General features: G+C 68.9%; 23 protein-coding genes. 18 read left to right on the forward strand and 5 right to left on the reverse strand.

The window, feature by feature from the left end:
- The first annotated feature begins 18 nt into the window (after window positions 1–18).
- The 5 genes from FHT36_RS13110 (at window position 19) to FHT36_RS13130 (ending at window position 4,799) form a co-directional block, all read left to right on the forward strand.
- A complete protein-coding gene (locus FHT36_RS13110; RefSeq protein WP_169122939.1) occupies window positions 19–939 on the forward strand; it encodes a branched-chain amino acid ABC transporter permease in 921 nt (306 codons plus the stop codon).
- Window positions 940–946: 7 nt separating this feature from the next.
- Entirely contained in the window at window positions 947–2,140 is a 1,194-nt protein-coding gene (locus FHT36_RS13115) for a branched-chain amino acid ABC transporter permease (protein ID WP_210257737.1), read from the forward strand.
- Window positions 2,137–2,913: an ABC transporter ATP-binding protein gene (locus FHT36_RS13120; RefSeq protein WP_169122941.1), complete on the forward strand. Its 777-nt coding sequence runs from the start codon at window positions 2,137–2,139 to the stop codon at window positions 2,911–2,913. Before FHT36_RS13115 ends, FHT36_RS13120 begins: the two co-directional genes overlap by 4 nt.
- The gene (locus FHT36_RS13125) at window positions 2,910–3,656 is read left to right on the forward strand and encodes an ABC transporter ATP-binding protein (RefSeq protein WP_169122942.1); all 747 of its coding nucleotides are present in this window, start codon (window positions 2,910–2,912) and stop codon (window positions 3,654–3,656) included. Before FHT36_RS13120 ends, FHT36_RS13125 begins: the two co-directional genes overlap by 4 nt.
- 93 nt (window positions 3,657–3,749) lie before the next feature.
- A complete protein-coding gene (locus tag FHT36_RS13130) occupies window positions 3,750–4,799 on the forward strand; it encodes a phenylacetaldoxime dehydratase family protein (protein WP_169122943.1) in 1,050 nt (349 codons plus the stop codon).
- Window positions 4,800–4,818: 19 nt separating this feature from the next.
- On the opposite strand, the gene FHT36_RS13135 is transcribed toward FHT36_RS13130, so the two are convergent.
- Complete coding sequence (locus tag FHT36_RS13135; RefSeq protein ID WP_169122944.1) at window positions 4,819–5,712, reverse strand: LysR family transcriptional regulator; 894 nt, start codon at window positions 5,710–5,712, stop codon at window positions 4,819–4,821.
- A gap of 163 nt (window positions 5,713–5,875) precedes the next feature.
- Between FHT36_RS13135 and FHT36_RS13140 the strand changes: the two genes are divergently transcribed.
- Together FHT36_RS13140 and FHT36_RS13145 are read left to right on the forward strand one after the other, a co-directional pair.
- Complete coding sequence (locus FHT36_RS13140; protein WP_169122945.1) at window positions 5,876–7,054, forward strand: amidase; 1,179 nt, start codon at window positions 5,876–5,878, stop codon at window positions 7,052–7,054.
- A gap of 114 nt (window positions 7,055–7,168) precedes the next feature.
- Entirely contained in the window at window positions 7,169–8,074 is a 906-nt protein-coding gene (locus FHT36_RS13145; RefSeq protein ID WP_169122946.1) for an AEC family transporter, read from the forward strand.
- Here the strand turns inward: FHT36_RS13145 and FHT36_RS13150 are convergent.
- Window positions 8,061–9,473, reverse strand: coding sequence for a mandelate racemase (locus FHT36_RS13150; protein ID WP_169122947.1), 1,413 nt, complete (start codon window positions 9,471–9,473; stop codon window positions 8,061–8,063). The genes FHT36_RS13145 and FHT36_RS13150 overlap by 14 nt on opposite strands.
- Window positions 9,474–9,498: 25 nt before the next feature.
- Entirely contained in the window at window positions 9,499–10,353 is an 855-nt protein-coding gene (locus tag FHT36_RS13155; protein WP_169122948.1) for an IclR family transcriptional regulator, read from the reverse strand.
- Between the two features lie 294 nt (window positions 10,354–10,647).
- On the opposite strand from FHT36_RS13155, the gene FHT36_RS13160 reads away from it, so the two are divergent.
- The 6 genes from FHT36_RS13160 (at window position 10,648) to FHT36_RS13185 (ending at window position 16,231) form a co-directional block, all read left to right on the forward strand.
- On the forward strand, window positions 10,648–11,691 hold the full coding sequence (locus tag FHT36_RS13160; RefSeq protein WP_348644451.1) for an NAD(P)-dependent oxidoreductase: 1,044 nt from the start codon (window positions 10,648–10,650) through the stop codon (window positions 11,689–11,691).
- Between the two features lie 78 nt (window positions 11,692–11,769).
- Entirely contained in the window at window positions 11,770–12,480 is a 711-nt protein-coding gene (locus FHT36_RS13165; RefSeq protein WP_169122950.1) for a DUF4286 family protein, read from the forward strand.
- Window positions 12,477–13,316, forward strand: a complete 840-nt coding sequence (locus tag FHT36_RS13170; RefSeq protein WP_169122951.1) for a fumarylacetoacetate hydrolase family protein — start codon at window positions 12,477–12,479, stop codon at window positions 13,314–13,316. The genes FHT36_RS13165 and FHT36_RS13170 overlap by 4 nt, the downstream gene beginning before the upstream one ends.
- An 11-nt stretch (window positions 13,317–13,327) precedes the next feature.
- The gene (locus FHT36_RS13175; RefSeq protein ID WP_169122952.1) at window positions 13,328–14,152 is read left to right on the forward strand and encodes an ABC transporter permease; all 825 of its coding nucleotides are present in this window, start codon (window positions 13,328–13,330) and stop codon (window positions 14,150–14,152) included.
- Between the two features lie 223 nt (window positions 14,153–14,375).
- Window positions 14,376–15,404: an ABC transporter substrate-binding protein gene (locus tag FHT36_RS13180; protein ID WP_169122953.1), complete on the forward strand. Its 1,029-nt coding sequence runs from the start codon at window positions 14,376–14,378 to the stop codon at window positions 15,402–15,404.
- Window positions 15,401–16,231 carry an ABC transporter ATP-binding protein gene (locus tag FHT36_RS13185; protein ID WP_407077072.1) on the forward strand — a complete coding sequence of 277 codons (831 nt, stop codon included), beginning with the start codon at window positions 15,401–15,403 and terminating at the stop codon, window positions 16,229–16,231. The genes FHT36_RS13180 and FHT36_RS13185 overlap by 4 nt, the downstream gene beginning before the upstream one ends.
- 66 nt (window positions 16,232–16,297) lie before the next feature.
- On the opposite strand, the gene FHT36_RS13190 is transcribed toward FHT36_RS13185, so the two are convergent.
- Window positions 16,298–16,597, reverse strand: coding sequence for a putative quinol monooxygenase (locus FHT36_RS13190; RefSeq protein ID WP_169122954.1), 300 nt, complete (start codon window positions 16,595–16,597; stop codon window positions 16,298–16,300).
- A 185-nt stretch (window positions 16,598–16,782) separates the two neighbouring features.
- Between FHT36_RS13190 and trxA the strand changes: the two genes are divergently transcribed.
- The 3 genes from trxA to FHT36_RS13205 all read left to right on the forward strand — a co-directional run bounded on the left by trxA (window position 16,783) and on the right by FHT36_RS13205 (window position 18,979).
- Window positions 16,783–17,256, forward strand: a complete 474-nt coding sequence (gene trxA / locus FHT36_RS13195; RefSeq protein WP_169122955.1) for a thioredoxin — start codon at window positions 16,783–16,785, stop codon at window positions 17,254–17,256.
- A 94-nt stretch (window positions 17,257–17,350) separates the two neighbouring features.
- Window positions 17,351–17,689: a Rieske 2Fe-2S domain-containing protein gene (locus FHT36_RS13200; RefSeq protein WP_169122956.1), complete on the forward strand. Its 339-nt coding sequence runs from the start codon at window positions 17,351–17,353 to the stop codon at window positions 17,687–17,689.
- 66 nt (window positions 17,690–17,755) lie between these two features.
- On the forward strand, window positions 17,756–18,979 hold the full coding sequence (locus tag FHT36_RS13205; protein ID WP_169122957.1) for an NAD(P)/FAD-dependent oxidoreductase: 1,224 nt from the start codon (window positions 17,756–17,758) through the stop codon (window positions 18,977–18,979).
- A 180-nt stretch (window positions 18,980–19,159) separates the two neighbouring features.
- On the opposite strand, the gene aroB is transcribed toward FHT36_RS13205, so the two are convergent.
- Entirely contained in the window at window positions 19,160–20,950 is a 1,791-nt protein-coding gene (gene aroB / locus FHT36_RS13210; protein WP_407077073.1) for a 3-dehydroquinate synthase, read from the reverse strand.
- A 409-nt stretch (window positions 20,951–21,359) separates the two neighbouring features.
- On the opposite strand from aroB, the gene FHT36_RS13215 reads away from it, so the two are divergent.
- Both FHT36_RS13215 and FHT36_RS13220 read left to right on the forward strand, forming a co-directional pair.
- Window positions 21,360–23,672, forward strand: coding sequence for a PAS domain-containing sensor histidine kinase (locus tag FHT36_RS13215; protein ID WP_210257738.1), 2,313 nt, complete (start codon window positions 21,360–21,362; stop codon window positions 23,670–23,672).
- Between the two features lie 255 nt (window positions 23,673–23,927).
- Complete coding sequence (locus FHT36_RS13220; protein WP_169122959.1) at window positions 23,928–25,529, forward strand: serine hydrolase; 1,602 nt, start codon at window positions 23,928–23,930, stop codon at window positions 25,527–25,529.
- Window positions 25,530–25,544 lie beyond the last annotated feature (15 nt).

Below are 25,544 nucleotides of genomic sequence, written 5' to 3' on the forward strand. Positions count from 1 at the left end.
CCCCTTGAGAGACCCGCCATGGACCCCGGACTTCTCGCCCAGTACCTGTTCAACGGGCTGATGCTCGGCACCATCTACGCCATCGTCGCGGTCGGCTTCTCGCTGTTCTTCGGCGTGCTGGACGTGATCAAGTTCTCCCACGGCGACGTGGTGACGGTGGGCGCCTTCTCCGCCTTCGGGGCGGCGGGGCTCATGGCCGCGCTCGTCACCCTCTCCGGCCCCTTGGCGCTGGCGGTGGGCCTCATCGCGGCGCTGGGCGCGGGCGCGCTCTCCGGCGTCATCATCGGCCGGCTGCTGGTGCTGCCCCTGAAGAACGCGCCGGGTGTCAACGTGCTGCTCGCCACCCTCATGGCCGGCACCGTGCTGCGCGAGGCCATCCGCCTCGGTGTACCCAATGGCGGCAATCCCAAGCCCTTCCCGGCCCTGCTGCCGGACGGCGTCTTGAAGGCCGGCTCCTTCAGCGTCGGCGTGGACAGCGTCATCATCCTCCTCGCCGGCCTCGCGGTGGTGCTGGCGACCCATCTCGTCATCACCCGCACCCGCCTCGGCCTCTCCATCCGCGCGGTGGCGCAGGACGAGGAGGTGGCGCAGCTCGCGGGCGTGAGCTTCAACCGCACCGTGCTCGGCACCTTTGCGCTGGGATCGATGCTCGCCGGCCTCGCGGGGCTGATGCTCGGGCTCTACTACCGGGAGATCAATTTCAACATGGGCGTCATGCTCGGCATCATCGGCTTTGCCTGCGCGGTGGTGGGCGGCCTCGGAAGCCTCATCGGGCCGATCATCGGCGGCTTCCTGTTCGCGGGCGTGCAGACCCTCGTCACCGTCGTGCTGCCCTTCACCAGCGCCTATAAGGACGTGGTGGCCTTCGCCGTCATCATCGCCCTCATCGGCCTCTTCCCCACCGGCCTCATCGCCGAGAAATCCAGCGAGCGGGTGTGAGATGAGCATGGCGGACCTTGCCCCCTCCCTTCCCGCTGATACGGCCCGCACCGGCGGTCTCGCGCGCCTCGCCGTGGCCGCCACTGTGGCCCTCCTGTTCGCCGGCGGCGGCTTCCTGCTCCATGCCGAACAGCAGGGCCAGGTGATCGCGCTGCTCGCCGCCTTCGTCGGGGTGTTCGCGCTGGCGGAGAAGGTGCCCGTGGGCCGGCGTATCGTCGGCCTCTGCCGCGCCCATCCCGGCACGGTGAACCTCACCGCCGCCCTCAGCACCCTCGCCATCGCCGCCGCGCTGCGCGAGGAGCACTACACGCTGCTGATGATGGCCACCGTCGCCTTGTTCGCCACCGCCGCCGCGGGCCTCACATTGCAGATGGCGTTTGCCGGCGTGCCCAATTTCGCCGGCGCCGCCTTCTTCGCCGTGGGCGCCTATGTGGCGGCGCTGCTGGGGCATACGGGCATCCCGCACCTCCTCGTCCTGCTCATCGCCGGCCTCGCGGCGGCGGTGCTGGGGCTCGTCCTGCTGCTACCGGTGCTGCGCACGCGGGGCCATTATGCCGCCCTCGTCACCATCGCCTTCGGCCTGCTGCTGCGTGCCTTCCTGGAGGTGAACGACGTGCTGGGCGGCCCCCAGGGCATGAAGGTGAAATCCTTCTCCCTGTTCGGCCTCGACTTCAGCCGGGTGACCGAGATCGGGCCCTACGACGTTTCCTTCTATCTGCCCTACGCGCTCGCCTCCTGCGCCCTGTTCGCCCTCGCCTTCTTCCTGGTGCGGCGTCTGGAGACCTCGTTCGTCGGCGTGGCGCTCGATGCGGTGCGCTCGGACGAGGTGGCAGCCAGCGTGTTCGGCCTCTCCATCGCCCGCTGGAAGGCCACCGCCTTCCTGCTCGGCAACGCCATGATCGGGGTCGCCGGTGCGCTCTACGGCATGATGAACGGCTTCGTGAACCCCAACAGCGCCAATTTCGGCGACAGCCTCATCATGCTGTCCATCCTTGTGCTGGGCGGGCTCGGCAATCTCTGGGGCGCGGTGGTGGCGGCGGTGGTCATCCTAGTCATCCCCGAGAAACTGCAGGCGATCCAGGAATTCCGCCTCGTCATCTTCGCCCTGCTGGTCATCGCCATCCTGCGCTTCCGCCCCTCCGGCCTCATGCCGCGCGCGGTCCGCGACTTCTCCGCGCTCGTGAAGGGAGGCTCCCGATGAGCCCGCTGCTCGCCTGCTCCGGCCTCACCATGCGCTTCGGCGGCCTGACGGCGCTGGACGCCCTCGACATCAGCGTCGGCAAGGGCGAGACCATCGGCCTCGTCGGGCCGAACGGCTCGGGCAAGACCACCTTCTTCAACGTGCTCACCGGCCTCTACAAGCCTTCCGCCGGGGCGGTGCAACTCGCGGAGCAGGACCTGTTCGCCCGCTCGGCGCAGGAGATCGGCCGGGCCGGTGTCGCCCGCACCTTCCAGCGCTCGCGGCTGATGCTGGACCAGACCGTGTTCGACAACATCGCCCTCGGGGCGCTGAACAGATTGGACCTCAGCCTCCTCTCCGCCCTCGTCCTGCGCGGCCGCTTCCGCCGCCAGCTTTCCGAGCTGGTGGAACGGGCGACGGCCCTCACCCGCCGCTTCAACCCGCAGATCGCGGCGAACCTGTTCAAGCCGGCCGGCAGCTTCACCATGATCGACCAGCGGCGCATCGAGATCTGCCGCGCGCTCGTCGGCGGCCCGCGCCTGCTGCTGCTGGACGAGCCCTCCGCCGGCATGACCCATGAGGAGACGCGGGCGCTGATGGACGACCTGCTCGCCTTCCGGGAGGAGATGCCGGACCTCGCCATCGTCCTCGTGGAGCATGAGATGGACGTCATCCGCCGCATCTCGGACCGCTGCATCGTGCTGAACTTCGGCAAGAAGATCTTCGAAGGGCCGTTCGACGCCCTCATCGCCGATCGCGAAGTGCAGACCGCCTATCTCGGAGGCGCCCAATGAGCCGGACCCAGGGTCCCCGTCCCGAAGCCTCCCGCCGGCTCTCCGTCTCCGGCGTCACCACCGGCTATGACCGGGCGGACGTGCTGCACGACGTCTCCATCGAGGCGAAGCCCGGCCGCATCACCTGCATCCTCGGCGCCAATGGGGCGGGCAAGTCCACCCTCATCCGCTCCATCCTGGGGCTGACGCCGGTGCGGCGCGGATCGGTGGCGTTCGGGGGCGACACCATCACCAATCTCGCCACCCATCGCATCGCTGCGCTGGGCATCGCTACCGTGCCGGAGGGCAACCGCGTGCTGCCGCGCATGAGCGTGCTGGAAAACCTCAAGGTCGGCGGCCTCCTCGAAAAGGACCGCCACCGTCTCGCTGCGCGCATGGAGCGCATGTTCGAGACCTTCCCGCGGCTGAAGGAACGGCGCAACCAGCTGGCCGGCACCCTCTCGGGCGGCGAACGCTCCATGCTCTCCATCGCCCGCGGGCTGATGACCGACCCGGAACTGATCGTGTTCGACGAGCCGTCCCTCGGCCTGTCGCCCTTGTTCGTTTCGGAGGTGTTCCGCATCGTGCGGCAGCTGAAGGAGGAGGGCTACACCGTCCTCCTTGTGGAGCAGAACGTGCGGCAGACGCTGGATGTGGCGGATGACGGCTATGTGCTGGCCCAGGGCCGCGTCGTCGCCTCCGGCACCAGCGCCGCCCTCGCCGCCGATGGCGAGCTGCACAAGGCCTATTTCGGCGTTCACTGACCAAGATCACGAACAGCCCGCGCGGCGCATGAGCGGGCCCACTTGGCATCGGTCGAAGACCGAGGCCGATGGCAAAAGAGGAAAACGACACCCATGGCCATGCCCGTCTATGACCGCGTCCACCCCCTGCGCAAGCCGAAGGGCTTCGAGCCGGTGGTGCAGCGCTGGTCCACCGCCTTCGCCAACAACTGCCGCGCGCTCTGCGTCGCCTTCCATGGCGTGCAGGGCAAGAGCGCGGAGGAGGTCCACGCCTCGCCCTTCTTCGGCTGGATCGAACAGGCGCTTGCCCTGCCGGATGGCCCGACCGTCAGCGACCATGCCGCCTTCGTGGACCAGAACGGGCTCTATACCCACATCCTTGCCGCCTACTGGCTGGATGAGGCCAAGCGCGACCGCTTCCTCGCCGACCCGGTCGTCGCCGGCTGGTGGGAGGACGCCGCCCGCCTCAGCGAACCCACCGGCTATTTCCGCGAGAGCATGACCGTGCCGGTGGAGCGGCAGGAGAGCATCTACTGGCAGGACTATGCCGGCGGCCTTTCCGCCGCGCCGGACGTGGCGCTCTATCCCACCCCGTGGTGCGGCTATTACGGCGCCATGCGCGACCGCATCCCGCTCGCCGCCGCAGACACGCTGGAAAGCTCTTTTGCCGCGCTCGTGCCGGTGGAGCGGGAGACGAAGGGGGCGCGCTGGCGGCTCGCCATTCCCCACAATTTCGCGGTCATCCGCTCCGCCGCCTTCTGGGGCCGGTGCGATCCCGAGCAGGCGGAGAACTACATGCGCGAGCTGCGCACGCCGCTGATGAAGGGCATGGACTTCCTCAAAGAGAATGGCGAAGCCTCCGGCTGCGCCTCCCTGCGCTTCCAGCAGACCTGCGACGCGGCCGGCACGCCGGTGCTGGAAACCCATGCGCTGGGCTATTTCCTCTCCCTGGGCCATCTGGAGAATTGGGCAGAGCACCACCCCACCCACGAGGCCATCTTCTCCGCCGCCATCGCCCGCTATCGCAAATACGGCAAGGCCAACCAGCTGCGCACCTGGCACGAGGTGTTCGTGCTGCCCGAGGGCGACAAGCACCAGTTCGAATATGTGAACTGCGCGCCCGGAACGGGCCTGCTCGGCTTCCTGCCGGGGGAGCGGGTCTAGGGGCGCTCACGCGCCCCCCTCAGAATTCCGTCAGATAGGCCGCGTCCCGCTGCACCACCTCGGCGAGGTGCTGAAGCACGGCGCGGAAGCGGCCCATGAATTCCAGATCCTCATGGACGCTCACATAGATGTCCCGCATCACCACCACCTCGTCGGTGAGGATGGGAATGAGGCGGGGATTGCTCTTGGCCGAGAACAACGGCAGGAGGCCGATGCCGGCACCGCGCGCCACCGCATTCTGCTGGGCGTGCATGGAGGTGGAGCGGAACGACACCTTCAGCGGCTCCAGCACATCCAGCAGCCAGTGCACCGGCTGGATGGCGACGAGATCCTCCACATAGTCCACGAAGGTGTGAGAGGGCAGTTCCGCCCGCGTCCTCGGCATGCCGAAGCGCCGCACATAGTCCGGCGCCGCATAGAGCGCGAGGCGGAAGGCCCCGAGCCGGCGCACGGCGAGGCGCTGGCCCTGCGGCGGCACGAAGGAGATGGAGATGTCCGCCTCGCGCTTCGTGAGGTTGATGAGATGGCGTTCGGTGACCAACTCCACCACCAGCCCCGGCTCCTTCTCCGCCAGCTCGGCGAACCGTTCGGCGAGATAGAAGGCGCCGATGCCCTCCATGGAGGCGACGCGCACATGCCCACGCGGCGCGCTGGGGGCCGCCTGCAGCGTTTCCTCGACGCCCACCGCCTCCTGCTCGATGCGCTCGGCCACGGCAAACAGGCGATGGCCCGGCTCGGTCAGTACGAAGCCGTCAGGCTTGCGGTCGAACAGCTTGAGGGAAAGGTCCTTCTCCAGCTCGCTGATGCGGCGGGACACCGTCGTGTGGTCCACCTTCAGCCGCCGCGCGGCGGGCATCAGCCGGCCCTGCCGCGCCAGTTCGAGGAAGAAGATCAGGTCGTTCCAGTTGAACATGGCTGAAGATCCTCGAGCGCCCGCCCGGTGATAGCAGCACGAGGCGCCCCGCCCAACCCCGTCCCGGTTGCAGGTGTCGGCACGCGAAGACACGGGCGCGCGGATCGGATAATCCTTGTCGCCTCACCCTGCCCTCTCGCCACCCGCCGCCCACGGATCGCTCATGCCGGTGAATGACACGCTCGACGCCTTCGTCTCCCATGGCCACTTCGAGCTTGCCCCCACGGGCGCGGGGCCGCTCGACGGCCTCACCTTCGCGCTGAAGGACCTGTTCCATGTCGCCGGCGTGCCCACCGCGGCCGGGAGCCCGGCGTGGCTGGCGAGCCATGGCGTGCCGGACGCGAACGCGCCGGTGGTGGACCTGCTGCTCCGTGCCGGCGCGCGCCTCGTGGGCAAGACCCACACGGACGAGATGGCCTGGAGCCTCAACGGCGAGAACCACCATTACGGCACACCCATCAACCCCGCCGCGCCGGGGCGCATTCCCGGCGGCTCCTCCTCCGGCTCGGCGGCGGCGACGGCGGGCGGGCTGGTGGATTTTGCCATCGGCTCCGACACCGGCGGCTCGGTGCGGCTGCCCGCCAGCTATTGCGGCCTGTTCGGGCTGCGGCCGACGCATGGCCGCATCTCCATCGCGGGTGCTGTCCCGCTGGCGCCTTCCTACGACACGGTGGGCTGGTTCGCGCGCGATGCGCAGACCTTCGAGAAAGTCGGTGCCGTGTTGCTGGGGGGCCTTGCGGCGATGCCCGCGCCGCGGCTGCTGCTGGCCCGCGATCTGTTCGAGGCCGCCGGACCCAAGGTGACGGCGGCACTGGCACCGGCCCTGGCGCGGATCACGGCGCTGTATGGCGCGGCGGAAGAAGTGGACGTGGCCCATGGTGCCCTGCCCCATTGGCGCAACGCCTTCCGCATTCTCCAGTCGGCCGATGCCTGGGCGGAGCACGCCGACTGGGTGCGTGCCGCGCAGCCGGAATTCGGCCCCGGCGTGAAGGAGCGCTTTGCCGCCGCCGCGACGCTCGATCCGGCTGAGGTCGCCGAGGCGCGGGCCTTGCGGGCGCAGGTGCGGGCGCGGATCGATGCCCTGCTGGGCGACGACGGCATTCTCCTGCTGCCCACCGCCCCCGGCATCGCGCCCCGGCGCGGCACGCCTCTGGCCGATCTTGAAGCCTTCCGCGCCCGCGCAATCGAGCTTCTGTGCCTCTCCGGCCATGCCGGGACGCCGCAGATCTCGTTGCCGCTGGCGACACTGGAGGGCTGCCCGCTCGGGCTCTCCGCCATGGCCCCGCGCGGCAAGGACGAGATGCTGCTCGCCCTGGCCACCGCCGTCGCTCATCCTCGATGATCGGTTCGAGCGGCGCCTTCCTCGGCGGATGACACTGCGCCCAACCTATTCCCTTGCGGCGAGGCTCACGCCATTGTCCGCGGGATCGGCGGCGCGGTCCGTATGGGCATCGGGATGCACGAGATTTCTCTGATCGTCACCTGCCTCGTGATCGGCGTCCTGCTGCGCTGGTCCGGGAGACTGCCCGACACCGCCACGAAGGCCTTCGGCGGCTGGGTCATCAACGTCGCTTTGCCGGCGACCGCGCTGCGCAGCGTCCATCAGCTGAAGATGGACGACGGCTGGTGGTTGGCTGCGGCCACCCCCTGGATCGGCGCGATCCTCGCCATCCTCGTCATCGTGCCGCTTTGCCGCGCCTTCGGCTGGTCGCACAGTAGGGCCGGCGCACTGCTGCTGGTGGGCGGCTGGGGCAACACCTCCTTCGTCGGCCTGCCCATGATCGCGGCCTTCGCCGGAAGCCAATGGCTGGGGCTGGGCATCGTCATCGACCTCTTCGGCTCCTACCTCGCTTTGTCGACGCTGGGCCTCGCCATTGCCGCCGTGGCGAGCGCGGGGCATTTCGACGGGCGGGCGGTGGCGAAGCGGATCGCGACCTTCCCTCCGTTCTGGGCCATCCTGATCGCCTTTTCCACGAACGATGTGCCGCGCCCGGAATGGCTCGACCAATTGGTCGAGGCGCTGGCCCGGACGCTCACCCCCATCGCCCTTGCGGCCGTGGGCTATGCCCTTCGACTTGATCGCATTTCCGGCCGGGTGGGGGCGCTGGCGGTGGGGCTCGGCTATCGGCTGCTGCTGGCGCCGCTGGCCATCTTCCTGATGTATGCGGCGCTCGGACGAAGCGGCGATCCGGTGGCGCAAGTCGCCATGCTGGAAATGGCCATGCCGCCGATGCTGGGGGCCAGCATCATCGCGCTGGATCACGATCTGGAGCCGGACCTCGTGGCGCTCGTCATCGGCGTCGGGGTGCCCCTCTCCCTGCTCACGGCATGGATGTGGTGGGGGCTGGTCATCCACCCATGACGGGCGGAACGCCCACCGCAAAGCCTTGGCAATCCAGCGACTTCAGCCGCACGCTCCCATTGGCGACGGCGAGGCGCACCGGGCCGCCAGGAGGCCGGTGATAGAGATCGCCATGGGCGGCGAGGAAGGCGCACTGCTCGTCCTCCGGGGCGAAGGACATGCCGTCCAGATAATGGTGGCCGTTGCGTTCGACGTGGGTCAGGCCCAGCAGGGAGACGAGGGCCAGGTCCTGCTGGGTGCTGATGCCCGCCCAGGTGCAAAGGTCTTCTGCGGAAAGGAAAAATCGGCTTTCGCCCAGTGCCGCGTTGCGCTTGGCGATGCGGGCGGCGTTGAGGATGGATTTGTAGAAGCCCTTGCAGGTCTTGCTGGAAACGCCGTGATATCCCAATGAGATAGCCTGGGGAAAGGCATCCAGGGTGGCGTCCGATTCGTCGATCATCACGGGCTTGAGGACGGCCAAAGCCCCCACCTCCCGCTCCAGTGCGACGGCGCGGCGGATGGGTTGCTCGATATAGAGGGTAGAGGCACAAAGACTTGAAAGCGCTGGCTTTTCCAACATGCGCCGCCACAGTTCGACGATACCATCCACATCCGAATACTGCTCGTTGCCGTCCAAGGTAGCGCGATAGTCGGCAGGGCCGGCATCCAGCACGGCGGCGATGCGGGTGAGGCGGTCGAGATCGGCGGCGATGTCGCCGCCCGCCTTCAGCTTGTAGAAGCGGCAGCCGTAGGTTTTGACAACATCCTCAAGGGTTTGTGGCAGCCCATCGGCAGGGCCTTCGAGCGGGTCGTTGGCCGTGAGGGCGTCCACCATGCCCACCGTGTGGCGTACGCCGATGGTATCCTGAGGCCGCAGATTGCCCAGGAATTGGGCGAGGTCGAAGCCTTGGAGATCTTCCGTCAAGCCGGAGCTAACGGTGATACCCGCTACATTGCCCCGGATCATCTGCGAAAACGACATCCCCAGCATCCGCCCGGTGGCGTCGAGGATGGCCCGGTCCACCAAAGCGGGACCGTAGGAGGCGACCAGCGGATTGAGGCCCAGCGCGGCGCAGCGCGCCTGCTGCTCCCGATAGACCGCCGCGGAAAGGCCGAACGGGGTGTCGGCGGGCAGGCCGGCATAAAGCTCCAGCGCCACGTTCAGCGCCGTGCGCAGCTGCTCCACATTGTCGTCGTCGGAGAGCGCGGGATTCTTGTCGAACCATTTGGGCAGAAGGCATTCGGCGGCGATGCCGACCGCGCCGCGCCCGTCCGCCGCCTCGATCCGGACGGTGAGTTCGGCCTGCCGGACCTCTCGCAGCGTGGCGACGCCGAAGCGGAACGGCATCCGCAGCTTCGCCGCGCGCTCGCGCAGGTTCGCCTCGGCCAGCCGCACACGCGGCGCCGCGTTCGCTCCCATGATTTTATCCTTTGAAGTGAGCCGGTTATTCCACCATGCGCGGGAAGGCGCCGCTGCGGGCGCGGGCCTCCAGCGGCCAGGTCTCGCCCAGGCGCCGTGTGGTCGCCATCACGAAGGAACCGCAGCTTTCGAGATCCGCCCGGCTCATGCGGTTGGTGGGAGCGGCAAGGCTCACCACGCCTACGCATTCCGGTGCGCCGCCCAGCGTGGAAGCGAGGATGGGGGCCGCGACGGCGCCCACGCCCAGCTCGTTTTCCTCATAGCTCAGCGCGAAGCCGCGCCGCGCCACCTCCTCCAGCTCCTCCCTTATGTCGGAAATGGAGGTCTTGGAATAGGCGGTGGACGCCTCGATTCCCTGATGCATCAACAACTTGAGCGCATCGGCAAAGGGCAGTGTCGAGAGCCACGCCTTGCCGGTGGCGTGGGTGTGGAGACCGATCTCCAGCGTGTAGTTGGGATCGATGCGCAGCGACCTCTTGCTGCCCGCAAAGGATTGCACCCACACGATTCTCTGCCCGCCGGGCTCGACGATGGCGAGGCGCACCAGCTCGCCGGTCTCCTCCGCCAGCTGGCGGAGCGCGGCGGAGCACTGGTCCAGCAGCCGGCTGGTCTGCAGGTGGCGCAGGCCCAGATTGCTGATGCGGTAGGTGAGATAATAGCGCTGAGCCCGCTCATCGCGCCACACCAGCATCTGCGACTCCAGCGTGTTCAACAGCTTGGAGACGATGGCCTTGTTGAGGTCCAGGCGCCGCGCGATCTCCGCCAGGGGAAAGCCATCCACAGAATCGGCCAGCATCCCGATGATGTCGAAGGCGCGCTCCACGGAGACGATGGTCTCGTCGATCTTTTCGGGACGGGCCCCGGCCGCAACTTTCGCCATCTCATCTACCCTTCGACGCGCCACGCTTTCACTGATAACGATGTTATCCATGATTTCGAGCGTGGCAAGGCCAGATCGGCGCCGAAACAGTGGCCTTCCTCTGAAAATACCCGCTTGACTCCGACTTTGGACGAATCTAGCCCTATAGATATGGGTAACGGCGTTACCCAATAGATGAGCAGGCCGGCACCCGAACCCCTCCATGTTCGGGGCGGTTCAGGCCCCGGTTCGGTGCGGTTCACCCCACCGTTCAGGTGCCATTCGAGGCCTGTCAGCGAAAATGGGAGTGGATTCGTGAGTGAACGCCTGACCTTCGACACCGTGCCGGACCTGATCGAGACCGAGGAGCAGCTCGAGGAGCTGGTCTCCCGTCCCACCCAGGGGCTGGTGGACGACTTCGCCACCCTGGACGGGGACATCATCGTTCTGGGTGTCGCCGGCAAGGTCGGCCCCTCCCTCGCCCGCATGGCCAAGCGCGCCGCGCCGGACAAGCGGGTAATCGGGGTGGCGCGCTTCTCGGAGGCGGGGTCCAAGGAGGAGCTGGAGGGCTTCGGCATCGAGACCATCCGCTGCGACCTCCTGGACGCGGAGGCGGTGGCGCAACTGCCCAAGGTGAAGAACGTCGTCTACATGGCCGGCAAGAAGTTCGGCACCAATGACGATCCCTCCTTCGCCTGGGCCATGAACACCATGGTGCCCGCGACCGTCGCCTCCCACTTCCGCGACAGCCGGATTGTCGCCTTCTCCACCCTGTGCGTCTATCCGTTCGGCGTCGTCGCCCACAATGGCTGGGACGAGCGGGTGCAGCCGCGCCCGGTTGGCGACTATGCCAATTCCTGCGTCGGTCGCGAGCGGGCGTTTGAGTACGGTTCCCACGTGCATGGCACGCCCGGCCGTCTGGCCCGGCTGAACTATGCCATCGACCTGCGCTACGGCGTGCTGCACGACATCGCCAGCTGGGTCCATCGCGGCGAGCCCATCCCCATCCGCACCGGCCATGCCAGCGTGATCTGGCAGGGGGATTCCAACGCGCAGATCCTGCGCTGCCTGAAGCACTGCACCGTGCCCACCAGCCCCATCAATATCGGCGGGCCGGAGCAGGCGAGCGTGCGGGCCATCGCCCACGCCTTCGGCGAAAAGTTCGGCAAGGCGCCGATCTTCGAGGGCGAGGAGGAGCCCACCGGCTGGGCTAACAGCACCTACCAGGCCCAGCGCCTGTTCGGCTATCCCAACGTGCCGCTGGCCCGGATGATCGACTGGGTGGCCCACTGGGTGGAGAAGGGCGGCGCCATCTATGGCAAGCCCACGCGGTACGAAGTCCGCGACGGCCTCTTCTGAGGGGCCGGCGCCATGACAAGCGAAGATCCCCACGCCGCTCCGGCCACTGGCCAAGCACCAGCCGAAGCCCTTGGTTTTATGGGCTTCTGGGCCGACATCGATGCGGACTACGAGCTCCGTTATCAGGAATGGCACAATTGCGAGCACATGCCGGAGCGGGTGGGGATTCCCGGCTTCATCGAGGGGCGGCGCTATCGCGCCCTCCTCGGCAGCCCGCGCTTCTTCATGTGCTATGTCACGGATGGTCCCGAGGTGCTGGGCAGCCCGGCCTATCTCGCCGCGCTGAACCGCCCCACCCCCTGGACCAGCGAAGCCCTCACCCACTTTCGCAATCCGGTGCGCTCGCTGTACCGCAACCATTGCCGGGTGGGCCGTGCGGGGGGCTATGCCCCCTACATCCTCCAGCGCCGGTTCGACCATAAGGCCGATGCCGCGACGCTGGCGGGGATGGTTCGCGCGGTCGTGGCGGAGGACACCTCCGGCACGCTGTCCGGCGGGCTCTATGAGGTGGACGAGGCCATTTCCGGCATCATGACGGCCGAGCGCCGCATCTATTCCGGCGGGCCCGGGCGCCAGCAATATCTCTTCACCATCGAAGCCCTCGACCGCGACCAGGCGGAGGCGGCCGGGCGCCGTCTGGACGCCCTGATGGCCGAGGGCGCCAGCGAGATCAATCCCGGCCTCTACTGGCTGGAGAACCGCATCCAGTCCGCCGAACTGCGCCGGCCCGTCGCCGCACCAGTGGCGGCAGCTGCGGACACCCGCATTCCCGAAAGGCTCACCCCATGAAGCTCCTGCGCCATGGCGCGGCCGGCGCCGAGCGGCCCGGCCTCCTCGCCGCCGACGGCACGGTCCGCGACCTCTCCGGTGTCGTTGCTGACATCGACGCCGCCTTCATCGCCGATCCTGCCCGCCTCGATGCGCTGAAGGCGGTGGACCCGCTTTCCTTGCCCGTGGTGGAGGGGGAGGTGCGCCTCGCGCCGCCCTTCACCGGCATCGGCAAGATCGTGGGGGTGGGCCTCAACTATCACGACCACGCCCGCGAATGCGGCCTGCCCATTCCCGAAGAGCCCATCCTCTTCATGAAGGCCACAACCTCGCTCTGCGGCCCCTTTGATGCCATCCGCCTGCCGGAGGGCTCGGAAAAGACCGACTGGGAGGTGGAGCTGGGCGTCGTCATCGGCACCACCGCCCGCAAGGTGTCCGAGGCGGACGCGCTGGCTCATGTCTTCGGCTATTGCATCGCCCATGACGTGTCCGAGCGCGCCCACCAGTTGGAACACGGCGGCCAATGGACCAAGGGCAAGAGCCACGACACCTTCTGCCCCATCGGCCCCTGGCTGGTGACGGCGGACGAGGTGGGCGACCCGCAGGCCCTCGATCTGTGGTGCTCGGTGGATGGCGAGATGCGCCAGAACAGCTCCACCGGCGACATGATCTTCAAGGTGGCGGAGATCGTCTCCTATGTCAGCCGCTTCATGACGCTGGAGCCCGGCGACCTCATCATCACCGGCACGCCGGCGGGGGTGGGGCTGGGCCTGAAGCCGCAGGTCTATCTCGCCCGCGGGCAGGAGGTGCGCCTCGGCATCGCCCGCCTCGGCGAGCAGCGACAATCCGTGGTCTGAGGAGGCATGCCATGACCGACACCCTTCTCGTCCAGTCCACGCGCGCCAACGTGCTGTCCAAGCTCATGAGCATGGATGCCATCCGCCCGCTCATCCTCGTGGCGGTGATCCTGGTGGGGTGGGATCTGGCGGTGCGCCTGCTGCGCATCCCGCCCTATCTCATCCCCGCGCCGACCCTGGTGATCGAGCAGGTCATCGCCCAGTGGCCGATGCTGCTGCGCGAGACCATGCCCACCCTCTACGCCACGCTGGGCGGCTTCGCCTTGAGTGCGCTGGTGGGCATTCCGCTGGCCATGCTCATCGCCTCCTCGAAGACGGTGGAGAGCTATCTCTATCCCCTCCTCGTCTTCTCCCAGTCGGTGCCGAAGATCGCGGTGGCGCCGCTGTTCGTGGTGTGGTTCGGCTTCGGCGTGCTGCCGAAGATCATCTCCGCCTTCCTGCTCGGGGTGTTCCCGGTGGTGGTTTCCACCGTGCTCGCCTTCAAGAGCGTGGACAAGGAGATGATCGACCTCGCCCGCTCCATGCGCGCCGGGGGCCTGCGCACCTTCATCCGCATCCGCCTGCCCCATGCCTTGCCCGGCATCTTCTCGGGGCTGAAGGTGGCCATCACGCTTGCCGTGGTGGGCGCGGTGGTGGGCGAGTTCGTCGGCTCCAACTCGGGCATCGGCTACGTGCTGCAGGTGGCGAACGGCAATTTCGACCTGCCGCTCATGTTCGCCGCTCTGTTCGTGCTCTCCATGATGGGGGTGATCCTCTTCATGGCGCTCGATGCCATCGAGCACTTCCTCATCCCCTGGCACGCCTCGCGCCGGCCGGACATCAACGGCGGGGCGTAAGGAGCGCCCCCTCCCGCCGTTGGTCGGGAAATAGGCGGCCGTCATGGCCGGGCTTATCCCGGCCATCCACGTGGCGAGGCCGGGAGCACCCGCCCGGCTTCGGTCCCATCGGCCCGACGTGGATGCCCGGGACAAGCCCGGGCATGACGAAAGCGAGAGACGCCCCAAGCAAAGACGCAACACGACGACCCAAGCAAAACCAGAAAAACCGGTGGAGGAAACCATGATCTCGCGCAAGATCTCTCGAAGGACATTCGCCACGCACCTGTTATCCGGCGCGTTCGCCCTCGGCCTTGCCACGGCATCCACGCTGCCCGCTGCCGCGCAGGCCGGCAAGACGCCCGACAAGGCGGTGCTGATGCTCAACTGGTACGTCTATGGCGAGCACGCGCCCTTCATCCTCGGCCTCAAGAAGGGCTATTACGCGGAAGAGGGCATCGACCTCGACATCCAGGAGGGCCGCGGCTCGGCGGTGACCATCCAGGCGGTGGGCGCCGGCACGGCGACCTTCGGCCTCGCCGACATCGGCGTGATGATCAAGGCGGTGGCCAAGGGCGCGCCGGTGAAGACCATCGGCGTGCTGCTCCAGCGCACCCCCGGCGCGGTGGTCGCCCCCGAGGGCAAGATCAACGGCCCCAAGGACCTGCCCGGCAAGACCATCATGTTCACGCCCGGCGACGCCGTGACGCCCATCTGGCCGCTCTATCTGAAGAAGCTCGGCATCCCCGAGGGCGCGGTGAAGATGGTGGCGGCGGATGCGCAGGCCAAACTCAACGCGGTGGTGAACAACCAGGCCGACGGCCTCATCGGCTTCACCACCGAGCAGGGCGCGCGCCTGCCGGACATCATGAACAAGCCGGTGACCATGCTGCGCTACACCGATGCGGGGGTGAACCTCGTGTCCCTCGGCATCGTCGCCAACACCGACACGCTCACCAAGCGCGCCGACATGGTGAAGCGCTTCATGCGCGCCACCACCCGGGCGGTGGAAGAGGCGGAGAAGAACCCCAAGGCGGCCATCGACATCCTCATGGAGGCCTATCCCAAGATCGGCCTGCCGGACGCGCAACTGCGCAGCCTGCAATATTCGCAGGCGCTCTACCGCGCCTCCGACGACAAGAGCACCCGCCCCTTCCGCATGAACCCGGCGCTGATGGACGAGAGCCTCGAAATCCTCACCCAGTATGGCGGCCTCGACCCCTCCGCGCGCAGCAAGGCGCAGGATTACTTCACGCTGGAGTTCCTTCCGTGAGCGCTGCTTTGCACAGGATCGACACCCGCACCCCCGCCCCGCGCGCCGAGGCCTCCGGCACCCATATCGCCATCGCCGGCCTCACCAAGACGTACAAGACGCGCGGCGGCTCGGTGCCCTCCCTCAAGCCCATCGATCTCAACATCTCGAAGGGCGAGTTCGTGGCCATCGTCGGCCCCTCGGGCTGCGGCAAGAGCACCCTGCTCAAGCTGGTCGCCGGCCTTTTGCCGGCCACCAGCGGCAGCATCACCATCGGCGGCGTGCGCGTCACGCAGCCGCCGGACGGGGTGGGCATGGTGTTCCAGAGCCCGGTGCTGCTGCCCTGGCGCACGGTGCGCGACAACGTGCTGCTGCAGGTGGAGATGCGCGGCCGGCCCGTGAGCGCCTATCGCGAGGCGGCCGCGCGCCTCCTCCACACCGCCGGCCTCGACGGCTTCGAGGAGCGCTTTCCGTGGGAGCTCTCCGGCGGCATGCAGCAGCGCGCCGCCATCTGCCGGGCGCTGGTGCATGACCCCGAAGTGCTGCTCATGGACGAGCCCTTCGGCGCGCTCGACGCCATGACGCGGGAAAAGATGAACGCCGAGTTGCAGCGCATCTGGTACGAGACGCGCAAGACCGTTCTGCTCATCACCCACTCCATCCCGGAGGCGGTGTTCCTGGCCGACCGGGTGGTGGTCATGTCCAGCCGGCCGGGCAGCATCGAGGCGGTCTACGACATCGATTTGCCCCGCCCGCGCGACCTCACCGTGATGGGCGAGCCCCGGTTCGTCCGCTACACGCAGGAGATCCGCAAGCACTTCTTCGCCCAGGGCGATCTCGACCACTGATCGTCGCCCGGAGAGAAACGGCGCCCGCCCCACACGGCGGGCGCTTTTTGTTACGCGCCTCTCTCGTCACGCCACCTGCGCCATGCGGTGGATCACCTTGTCGGCGATCAGCGCGCCGCCACCCGCAGCGGCGAAATTGGCCAGCGCGGCACCATCGATATGGGCGCGCCACTTGGCTTCCGTCTCCCAGGTCTCGACGAAGATGAGGATGCGCCCGTCGTCCAGCGACTGGTTCAGCTCGTAGCGCAGGCAGCCGTCTTCCGTGCGCGTCTCCGCCACCAGCTTTTCCTGAAGCGTGCGCAGGGCGCTCTCCTGCCCCTCCTGCGCGGTGATGATGGCGATGACGGTGAGGGGCGCTGCGCTCATGTCTCAAATCCCTAAAGCGTTTCCCCGCGAAGTGGGTACCGGTTCGCGGACAGGAAACGCGGTCTCGATCTCGGCCGCCCGGCGCGGCCGGCGCCACCATAGCGCAAGCCCCGCGGGACGCATCCCTTTCGGCGGCCCCGTTCTTGCTCGGCCAGTCCCACACGCCCGCGCCCCGAGGAGCCGTGATGACCGAAGCCAACACCTCCGCCCGCCTGCGCGCCATCGCCTGCCCCGCCTGTCACACGGTGACGCCCGTGCCGGCCGGCGCGGATGCCCGCGCGCTCTCCTGCCCGGCCTGCGGCGGGCCGCTCTTCACCGGCAAGCCCATGACGCTCACCGCCGAGAGCTTCACCGCCCATACATCCGAGAGCGACCTGCCCCTCGTCATCGACTTCTGGGCGGACTGGTGCGGCCCCTGCAAGACCATGGCGCCGGTGTTCGAGGCGCTGGCGGCGGAGTTCGAGCCCCATGTGCGCTTCGCCAAGGTGGACACGGACAAGGAGCGGGAGCTCGCCGACTATTTCCGCATCAGCTCCATCCCCACGCTGAGCTTCATCGCCAACCGCAACGAGGTGGCGCGGGTGGCCGGCGCCATGTTCGCGGGCGACCTCAGGCGCTGGCTCTATGACGCCCTCTCCCGCGCCGACGAGGCGAAATAGGAGCGTCGGATTTCCGACAATTGGAAGGATTCCGGGCTGGCCCTGATCTTGCGATGCGCCCTGCCGAAGCTTCAAAGGACAGGACCCGAGCGCCATGGCCTTCACTGTCATCTGCAACAAGGATGCCCTCGCCGAGGGCGCGATGGGCCTTTTCCAGGTCGGCAAGAAGAGCGTGCTGCTGGTGTGGCCGGCGGGCGGGGAGATCAAGGCCTATCGCGGCCGCTGCCCCCATGCCGACATGCCGCTGACGGAGGCCACCTTCGACGGCAAGACCCTCATGTGCACGCACCATATGTGGGGCTTCGACTGCGCCACCGGAAAATGCTCCACCCACCTCGTGCGCAATGCGCTGCACCCCTATGAGGTGAAGGTGGAGGGCGACGAGATCCAGGTGGATGTCGGCCCGGTGAAGCCCGCCCGCGCCCCCGCCTGATCCCCGCCTGATCCCCGTCGCCGGCTCTTCGCGCCTGTCCTATGCTGGGGCCGGGAGGCTCCGGCAATGACACAAGACTCGGGGACACAGCGCATCGTCGTGATCGGAGGCGGCTTCGCCGGCCTGTGGGCCGCCGCCGCTGCGGCGCGGGCGCGGGAGCTGTTCGGCCTCGATGCCGGCGCGCTGGACATCGCCCTCGTGGCGCCGGACCCGTTCCACACCATTCGCGTGCGCTGCTACGAGGACGACCTCGCCGCCATCCGCCTGCCGCTGGACGACCTGCTCGCTCCCATGGGGGTGACGCGCATCGAGACGGCCGTGGCCGCCATCGACCCCGCCGCGCGCAGCCTCGCCACCGGGGCCGGGCCGCTGGCCTATGACCGGCTGATCCTCGCCGCCGGCAGCGCGCTGAGGATGCCGGACATTCCCCGCGCCCAGCCGACCTTCGACGTGGACAGCTATGCGGGCGCCGAGCGCCTCGCCGCCCATCTCCGCGCCCTCGCCTCCGGCCCGCTCGACGCAGCGGCCCATGCCGCCGTGGTCATCGGCGGGGGACTGGCGGGGGTGGAGATCGCCTGCGAGCTGCCGCGCCGGCTGCGCACCTTGCTAGGCGTCGGCGCGCCCGTGCGCGTCGTGCTGGTGGACCACGGCGAGATCGGTGCCGCCATGGGCGCGGGGGCGGACACAGTCCGCAGCGCCCTCGCGGCGGCGGGAGTGGAGGCACGCGACCATGCGGGCGTCGCCTCTGTCGAGGCGGATGGAGTGACCCTTTCCGACGGCACGATCATCCCCGCCCGCACGGTCGTCTTCACCACCGGCGCCCATGCGAGCCCCCTTGCTGCCCAGTTGGGCGTGCCGCTCGACCGGCTGGGGCGGGTGGCCGTGGACGCCTTTTTGAAAGTGGAAGGCGTCGCGGATATCTACGCCGCCGGGGATTGCGCGGTGGCGGCGGCGGATGATCTCGGCCACGTCACCGTCATGTCGTGCCAGCACGCCCGCCCCATGGGCCGCCTCGCCGGTCACAATGCGGTGTGCGACCTCGCCGGCCGGCCGGAGGACCGCGTCGCCTTCTCCGCGCCGGATTATGTGACGGTGATGGACCTCGGCCCGGAAGGCGCGGTCTACACCTCCGGCTGGGACCGCGGCACGCTGGTCGCCTCCGGCGCCGCCGCCAAGACGGTGAAGCAGACCATCAATTGCAGCCGCATCTACCCGCCTGTGCCGCCCACGAAAGACGCCCTGTTCGCCGCCGCCGCGCCGGTGCTGCAGGCGCCGCCCGCGACGCGGTGAGGGATCTCGCGCCCCGGACGCATGCAGCGCAGCGGAATGCGAGCCGGGGCCCAGCGCAAGGGACCGCCGAAGGCGCTGCCGAACCCCAGCGCCCTCAGGAGTTGCCCGCTGCGCGGGAGTCTTGCGCTGGCCCCCGGATCAGCGCTCCGGCGGTCGCCGTCGCTTGTCCGGGGATCGGCCTCACCGCATCTCGGCGAGGAAGGCGCGGACCTCTTCGGGGTTCACGTCCTTGGCGATGAAGGCTTCGCCGATGCCGCGCACGAGGATGAAGGTCAGCGCGCCGCGGCTCACCTTCTTGTCCTGAGCGATGAGGGTCATCAGCCCGTCCGTGTCGGGCAGTTCGCCGGGCACGTCGGAGATCTTGGTCGGCAGGCCCACGGCCTCCAGATGCCGCACCACCCGCGTCACGTCCTGCCCGGAGCACAGGCCGAGCTTCGCGGAGAAGGCGAACGCCAGCGCCATGCCGATGGCGACGCCCTCGCCATGGAGCAGGCGCTGGGAATAGCCGGCGCCGGCCTCCAGCGCGTGGCCGAAGGTGTGGCCGAGATTGAGCAGCGCGCGGTCGCCGGTCTCCTTCTCGTCGCGGGCGACGATAGCGGCCTTGGCCATGCAGCTCGCGGCCACGGCGGTGATCCGCTCCTGCCCGCCGCCGATGACGCCCGGCCAGTCCCGCTCGAGGGTCTCGAACAGCGCGTAGTCGCCGAGCAGGCCGTATTTCACCACCTCGGCATAGCCGGCCTTCACCTCGCGCACGGGCAAGGTGTTGAGCGCCGCCGTGTCGGCCAGGACCAGAACCGGCTGGTGGAAGGCGCCGATGAGGTTCTTGCCTTGGGGCGAGTTGATGCCGGTCTTGCCGCCCACGGAGGAATCGACCTGGGAAAGCAGCGTCGTCGGCGCCTGCACCACGTCCACGCCCCGGCGCAGCACGGCGGCGGCGAAGCCCGCGAGGTCGCCCACCACGCCACCGCCCAGCGCGAGCACGAGGTCGCGGCGCTCGATGCGGGCGGCGATCAGCCCCTCCACCACCTGCTCCAGCCCCGGCCAGCCCTTGGTCTTCTCGCCGGGCGGCACGACGATGGCGGTGTGGGTGATGCCCGCGGCATCGAGCGAGGCGGCGACGGTGGCGAGATGGCCGGCGGCCACCACGTTCTCGTCGGTGACGATGGCGACGCGCGCGCCCTTGCGCAGGGCGGTCACATGGGTGCCGGCCTCGGCCAGCAAACCGGGGCCGATATAGATGTCATAAGGCTTGCCGGCCACGTCCACGCGCACGGTGCTGCGGGTAATCTCCCCCATGGGGAGGCCCTCGGCCTCGGCGGAGATGGCGGTGGCGGAGGAGAGGGGCGCCATGGTGCTGCCTTCGGGAAAAGCGAGGAGGTGGGCGTGGACGGCGCTGATCACCTCTTCCACCACCAGTTCGTGGACCACGTCGCGGCTGTCCACGGTCACATCGGCGAGGGCGTAGGTGTCGGCCCGCTGGGCGTGCAGCGCGGCGAGCTTCTGCGCCGGGTCGCCCTGAGCGAGGAGGGGGCGGTCGGTGCGCTTCTTCACGCGCCGCAGCAGGGTGTTGAGATCAGCGCGCAGCCAGACGGAGACGCCGTGGCGGCCCACCGCCGCGCGGGTGTCGGCATTCATGAAGGCGCCGCCGCCGGTGGCGAGCACGCACGGGCCGGATTGCAGCAGACGCGCGACCACGCGCTTCTCGCCCTCGCGGAACTCGGCCTCGCCGTGGCGGGCGAAGATTTCCGGAATGCTCATGCAGGCAGCGCGCTCGATCTCCTCGTCGGCATCGACGAAGGTGAGCCCCAGCCGCTTGGCGAGGCGCCGCCCCACCGAGGACTTGCCGGCGCCCGGCATCCCCACCAGCACGATGGAGCGCCGCCCGAGCCGTCGCAGAAGCTCGGGGGAGGAGATCGACCCCGCCGTCTCGGTCTCGCCGGTGCGGGGCTCGGGGAACTTCTGCGTGTGCACCGGGGGGTCCTCGTTCAGGGGCGCTCTCTGGGCGGATGGGGGATCGGACCTCAGGGAATTCCACCCTTGCCGAGCCTGCGGCTCTAGCATCCGCCGCGCGAGCGGGCAATCAGGGCTGTCCCCAGCCCAGGCGCCCGGAGGCCCCCTCCGTCCCCAGCCGACGGGCGCGCGAGGGGCTGCGCCCGAATCGCCCTCCCGGCCTACCGCCGCAAGGCTTTGCGCGCTTCACAAACCAAGGCGTGGCCGCAGTTTTATGCCTCTTGACTCACGCGGACTCTAGACAACAGCCCTCCGATTCGATTCCAATGGCCTTGATTCGGAGAGATGCGGCACGTCCCTCCAGATCGAGGACGTGGGGGCGTGGGACTTAGGCCGTCCGGTGCCCCCGGAGACCCGGAGGAGACCGGCGATGGCACGCGCCAACGCTGCGAGCGTAGGCGCGCGCGACCAAGCCATGCGGGGCCTGGCAAGGTCGATCGCGCGCCCTGCCTACCAGCGCCTGCTGGATGCGGAGCCGGTCCTGCGCCGGATCGTCCCGGCCCTCATCGTGACCTTCCTCGGCGTCATCGGCGTCGGCGCGGTCGTGCAGGTGCACGCCCACCGCGTGGCCGAGCTGAACAACGCCAAGGACGACATCGCCCTTCTCGCCCTCGCCACCGCCGATGCGCTGACGCTGCGCGCGGGCAATTCGCTCGCCAAGGTGCCCGGCGCCCTCGCCGAGAGCCTGCCGCCCCGCGCCACCGAGGGCGGACGGCGGGTGTTCGTCACCGACGGGCAGGGCCACGTCGTCGCCGCCGCGCCTCCGGGGGAGGCGCCGGCCAATCTCTCCGACATCCTCGATCCCTCCCAGCCCCTCGTCATCTTCGCCGAGCGGGCGGGCGTGCTCGAAGTGCCCTACGGCACCGGCACGGCGCTCGCCACCGTGCGCAACCTCCAGGCACCGCTGGGCCAGATCGTCTATCTCCAGCCCACCGAGAAGGCGCTCGCCGCGTGGTCGGACACCACCACCCTCACGGTGACGCTGTTCACCACCACCGGCGCGGTGCTGCTCATCCTCGGCTTCTCCTTCCACTGGCAGGCGAGCCGGGCGCGTGAGGCGGACGTCATCTACGAGACGGTGCGCCGCCGCATCGACACCGCCCTCAACCGCGGCCGCTGCGGCATGTGGGACTGGGACATGGCCCGCGGGCGCATGTACTGGTCCGACACCATGTTCGAGATTCTCGGGCTGGAGCATCGGGACGAGCTGGTCTCCTTCGGCGAAATCTCCCGCCTCGTGCATCCCGACGACGGCGACCTCTACGAGCTGGCGCAGGAACTCGCCGAGCGGCCCGGCACGCCGGTGGACCGGGTGTTCCGCATGCGCACCGCCAAGGGCGACTTCGTGTGGCTGCGCATGCGCGCCGAAGTGGTGCAGCAGGCGGGCGAGGACGGCCCCCACCTCATCGGCATCGCCATGGACGTCACCGAGGCGCAGCGCATGGCGGAACGCACCGTCACCGCCGACATGCGCCTGCGCGACGCCATCGAGAGCATTTCCGAGGCCTTCGTGCTGTGGGACAGCCAGAACCGCCTCGTGCTCTGCAATTCCAAGTTCCAGTCGCTGCATGAGCTGCCGGACGAGACCATCGTCGCCGGCACGCCCTTCGACACCATCGCCTCGGTCGGCCGCCACCCGGTGACGCGCACCCCGCTGAAGCCGGAAGACAAGCCGGAGGAGGGCTCCCGCGCATTCGAGGCGCAGCTCTCCAACGGCCGCTGGCTCAAGATCGCCGAGCGCCGCACCAAGGATGGCGGCTACGTCTCGGTGGGTACCGACATCACCACCATGAAGCGCCACGAAGAGCGCCTCATGGACAATGAGAAGCGCCTGATGGCGCTGGTCGCCGACCTCAGGAAATCCCAGCAGACGCTGGAGCATCAGGCCCAGCAGCTCGCGGAACTCGCCGAGAAGTATTCGGAAGAGCGCAACAAGGCCGAGGACGCCAACCGCGCCAAGAGCGAATTCCTCGCCAACATGTCCCACGAGCTGCGCACGCCGCTCAACGCCATCATCGGCTTCTCTGAGATCATGGAGAGCGGCATGTTCGGCCCGCTCGGCTCGGCGAAGTACGCGGAATACTGCTCCGACATCAAGGGCTCGGGCACCTACCTCCTCGACGTCATCAACGACATCCTCGACATGTCGAAGATCGAGGCGGGCCGCATGCAGCTCGAGGTGGAGGACGTGGCCCTCGGCGAGATCATCGCGGACGCCATGCGCGTCACCGCGGTAAACGGCGACGAGAAGGGCGTGGCCATGACCATGGAGGCCGCCGACAACCTCGTCATCAAGGGCGACCGCCGCGCGCTGAAGCAGATCCTGCTCAACCTCCTCTCCAACGCCGTGAAGTTCACCCCCGAGGGCGGCCGCATCGCGGTGAAGGCGCGGGTGAACGGGGCGGCGGCGGTGATCGCCATCGAGGACACCGGCATCGGCATCGCCAAGGGCGCGCTCGCCCGCATCGGCCGGCCGTTCGAGCAGGTGGAAAGCCAGTTCACCAAGACCCACAAGGGCTCCGGCCTCGGCCTCGCCATCGCCAAGTCGCTGGTGGAGCTGCACGGCGGCGCCATGCGCATCCGCTCCATCGAAGGCTCCGGCACCACCGTCTTCGTCCGCCTGCCGGTGGATGGACGCGCCGCGAACTCCAACGAGACGCCGAGGCTCGCGGCGGTGATGTGAGGGGTAGACCGCCCCTGCCCACGCCGTCCCTCCCCGCCTTACCGCGCCCGACACCGTTGCATCCGCCCCCTCAGCCGTCATCGCCCGCCTCGTGCGGGCGATCCACTTCGGGGCCAGAGAGGTACGCGGATTTGTGGCTAGCCCCCGTCCCGTAGCGCCACAACGGCACCTGCCCTTGCGTGCGACCGCGCCCAGCTATTAAGCCTGTCGTGTGCGGGCGCACGGCACGATGCCCGCCACCGGAGGCCGCCCACGATGAACCCGCACCGCCTCGCCCGCCCCCTCCTCGCCCTCGCCACCCTCCTCGCCATCTCCCCCCTCCCCGCTTTCGCCCACGACCCCATCGACGGCTCGCGGCCGCCGCCGCAGACATCGGGCGTGTCCATCCCGCCCGGCCAGATCGCGCGGGCGGTGAAGGAGATCGACTCTCTGGCGAAGGAGATGATGGAGCGCTCCGGCGTGCCCGGCCTCGCCGTGGTGGTGGTGCAGGACGGCAAGGTGCTCGCGCTCAAGGGCTACGGCGTGCGCAAGGCGGGCGAGCCCGCGACCGTGGATGCCGACACCGTGTTCCAGCTCGCCTCCCTCTCCAAGGCGGTGGGCGCGGGCGTGGTGGCGCATGAGGTGGGCAAGGGCCTAAAGGGGACGGGCCAAGCGGGCAGTGGCAAGGTGAAGTGGGACACGCCGGTGCGGACCCTGCTGCCCTGGTTCGCCCTCAGCGACCCATGGGTGTCGGAGCACGTCACCCTCGCCGATCTCTACAGCCACCGCTCCGGCCTGCCGGACCATGCGGGCGACGAGCTGGAGAGCATCGGCTTCGACCGCCGGCAGGTGCTGGAGCGCATCAGGCTGCTGCCGCTGGCGCCGTTCCGCGCGAGCTATTTCTATACCAATTTCGGCCTCACCGCCGCCGCTGAGGCCGTCGCCACCGCCGCCGGCAAGGAGTGGGCGGACCTCTCGCAGGAGGTGCTCTACAAGCCCCTCGGCATGGCGGCCACTTCCTCGCGCTTCGCCGATTTCATGGCCCGGCCCAACCGCGCCTTCCCCCATGTGAAGACCGACGGCGGCTTCGTCTCCAAATTCCAGCGCGACCCGGATGCCCAGGCGCCGGCGGGCGGGGTGTCCTCCTCCGCGCGGGACATGGGGAAGTGGCTCGCCTTCGTGCTCGGCAACGGCACCTTCGAGGGCAACGAGATCGTGCCCGCCGCCGCGCTGCTGCCGGCCATGCGGGGCGAGACCATCTCCTCCCCCGCTTATGCGGTGGATGCCCGCCCCGGCACCTATGGCTATGGCTTCGGCGTCGGCGTCTCGCCGGCCGGACGGGTGACGCTGGACCATTCGGGCGCGTTCATCCTCGGCGCTGCGACGAATTTCGTGCTGCTGCCCTCGGAGAAGCTCGGCATCGTTGTCCTCACCAATGCCCAGCCCACCGGCGCCCCCGAGGCGCTGGCCATGAGCTTCATGGACATCGTGCAGTTCGGCGGGCTGACGCGCGACTGGTACGCGGCCTATCAGCCGCTCATCATGCCCATGTACAAGCCGGCCGGCGCGCTGGCTGGCAAGGCCCCGCCGCAGAAGCCGGAGCCGGCCAAGCCGCTGGCGAACTATACCGGCACCTATGCCAACGCCTATTTCGGCGATGCCACGGTGGCGGAGGAGGCCGGCGGCCTCGTGCTCATCATCGGCCCCCTGCCCCGCCGCTACACCCTCGCCCACTGGAGCGGCGACAGCTTCACCTTCCACCCCGAGGGCGAGGAGACGTTCCCGCCGGGCACGGTCTCGCAGGTGAAGTTCGCCGACGGGCGGATGACGGTGGAGATCTTCAACGACAACGGGCTCGGCACCTTTGCCCGCAAGTGAGTGCGCCCACAAGTG

The organism is Xanthobacter sp. SG618 (genome assembly GCF_012932745.1).
Taxonomy (GTDB): domain Bacteria; phylum Pseudomonadota; class Alphaproteobacteria; order Rhizobiales; family Xanthobacteraceae; genus Xanthobacter; species Xanthobacter flavus.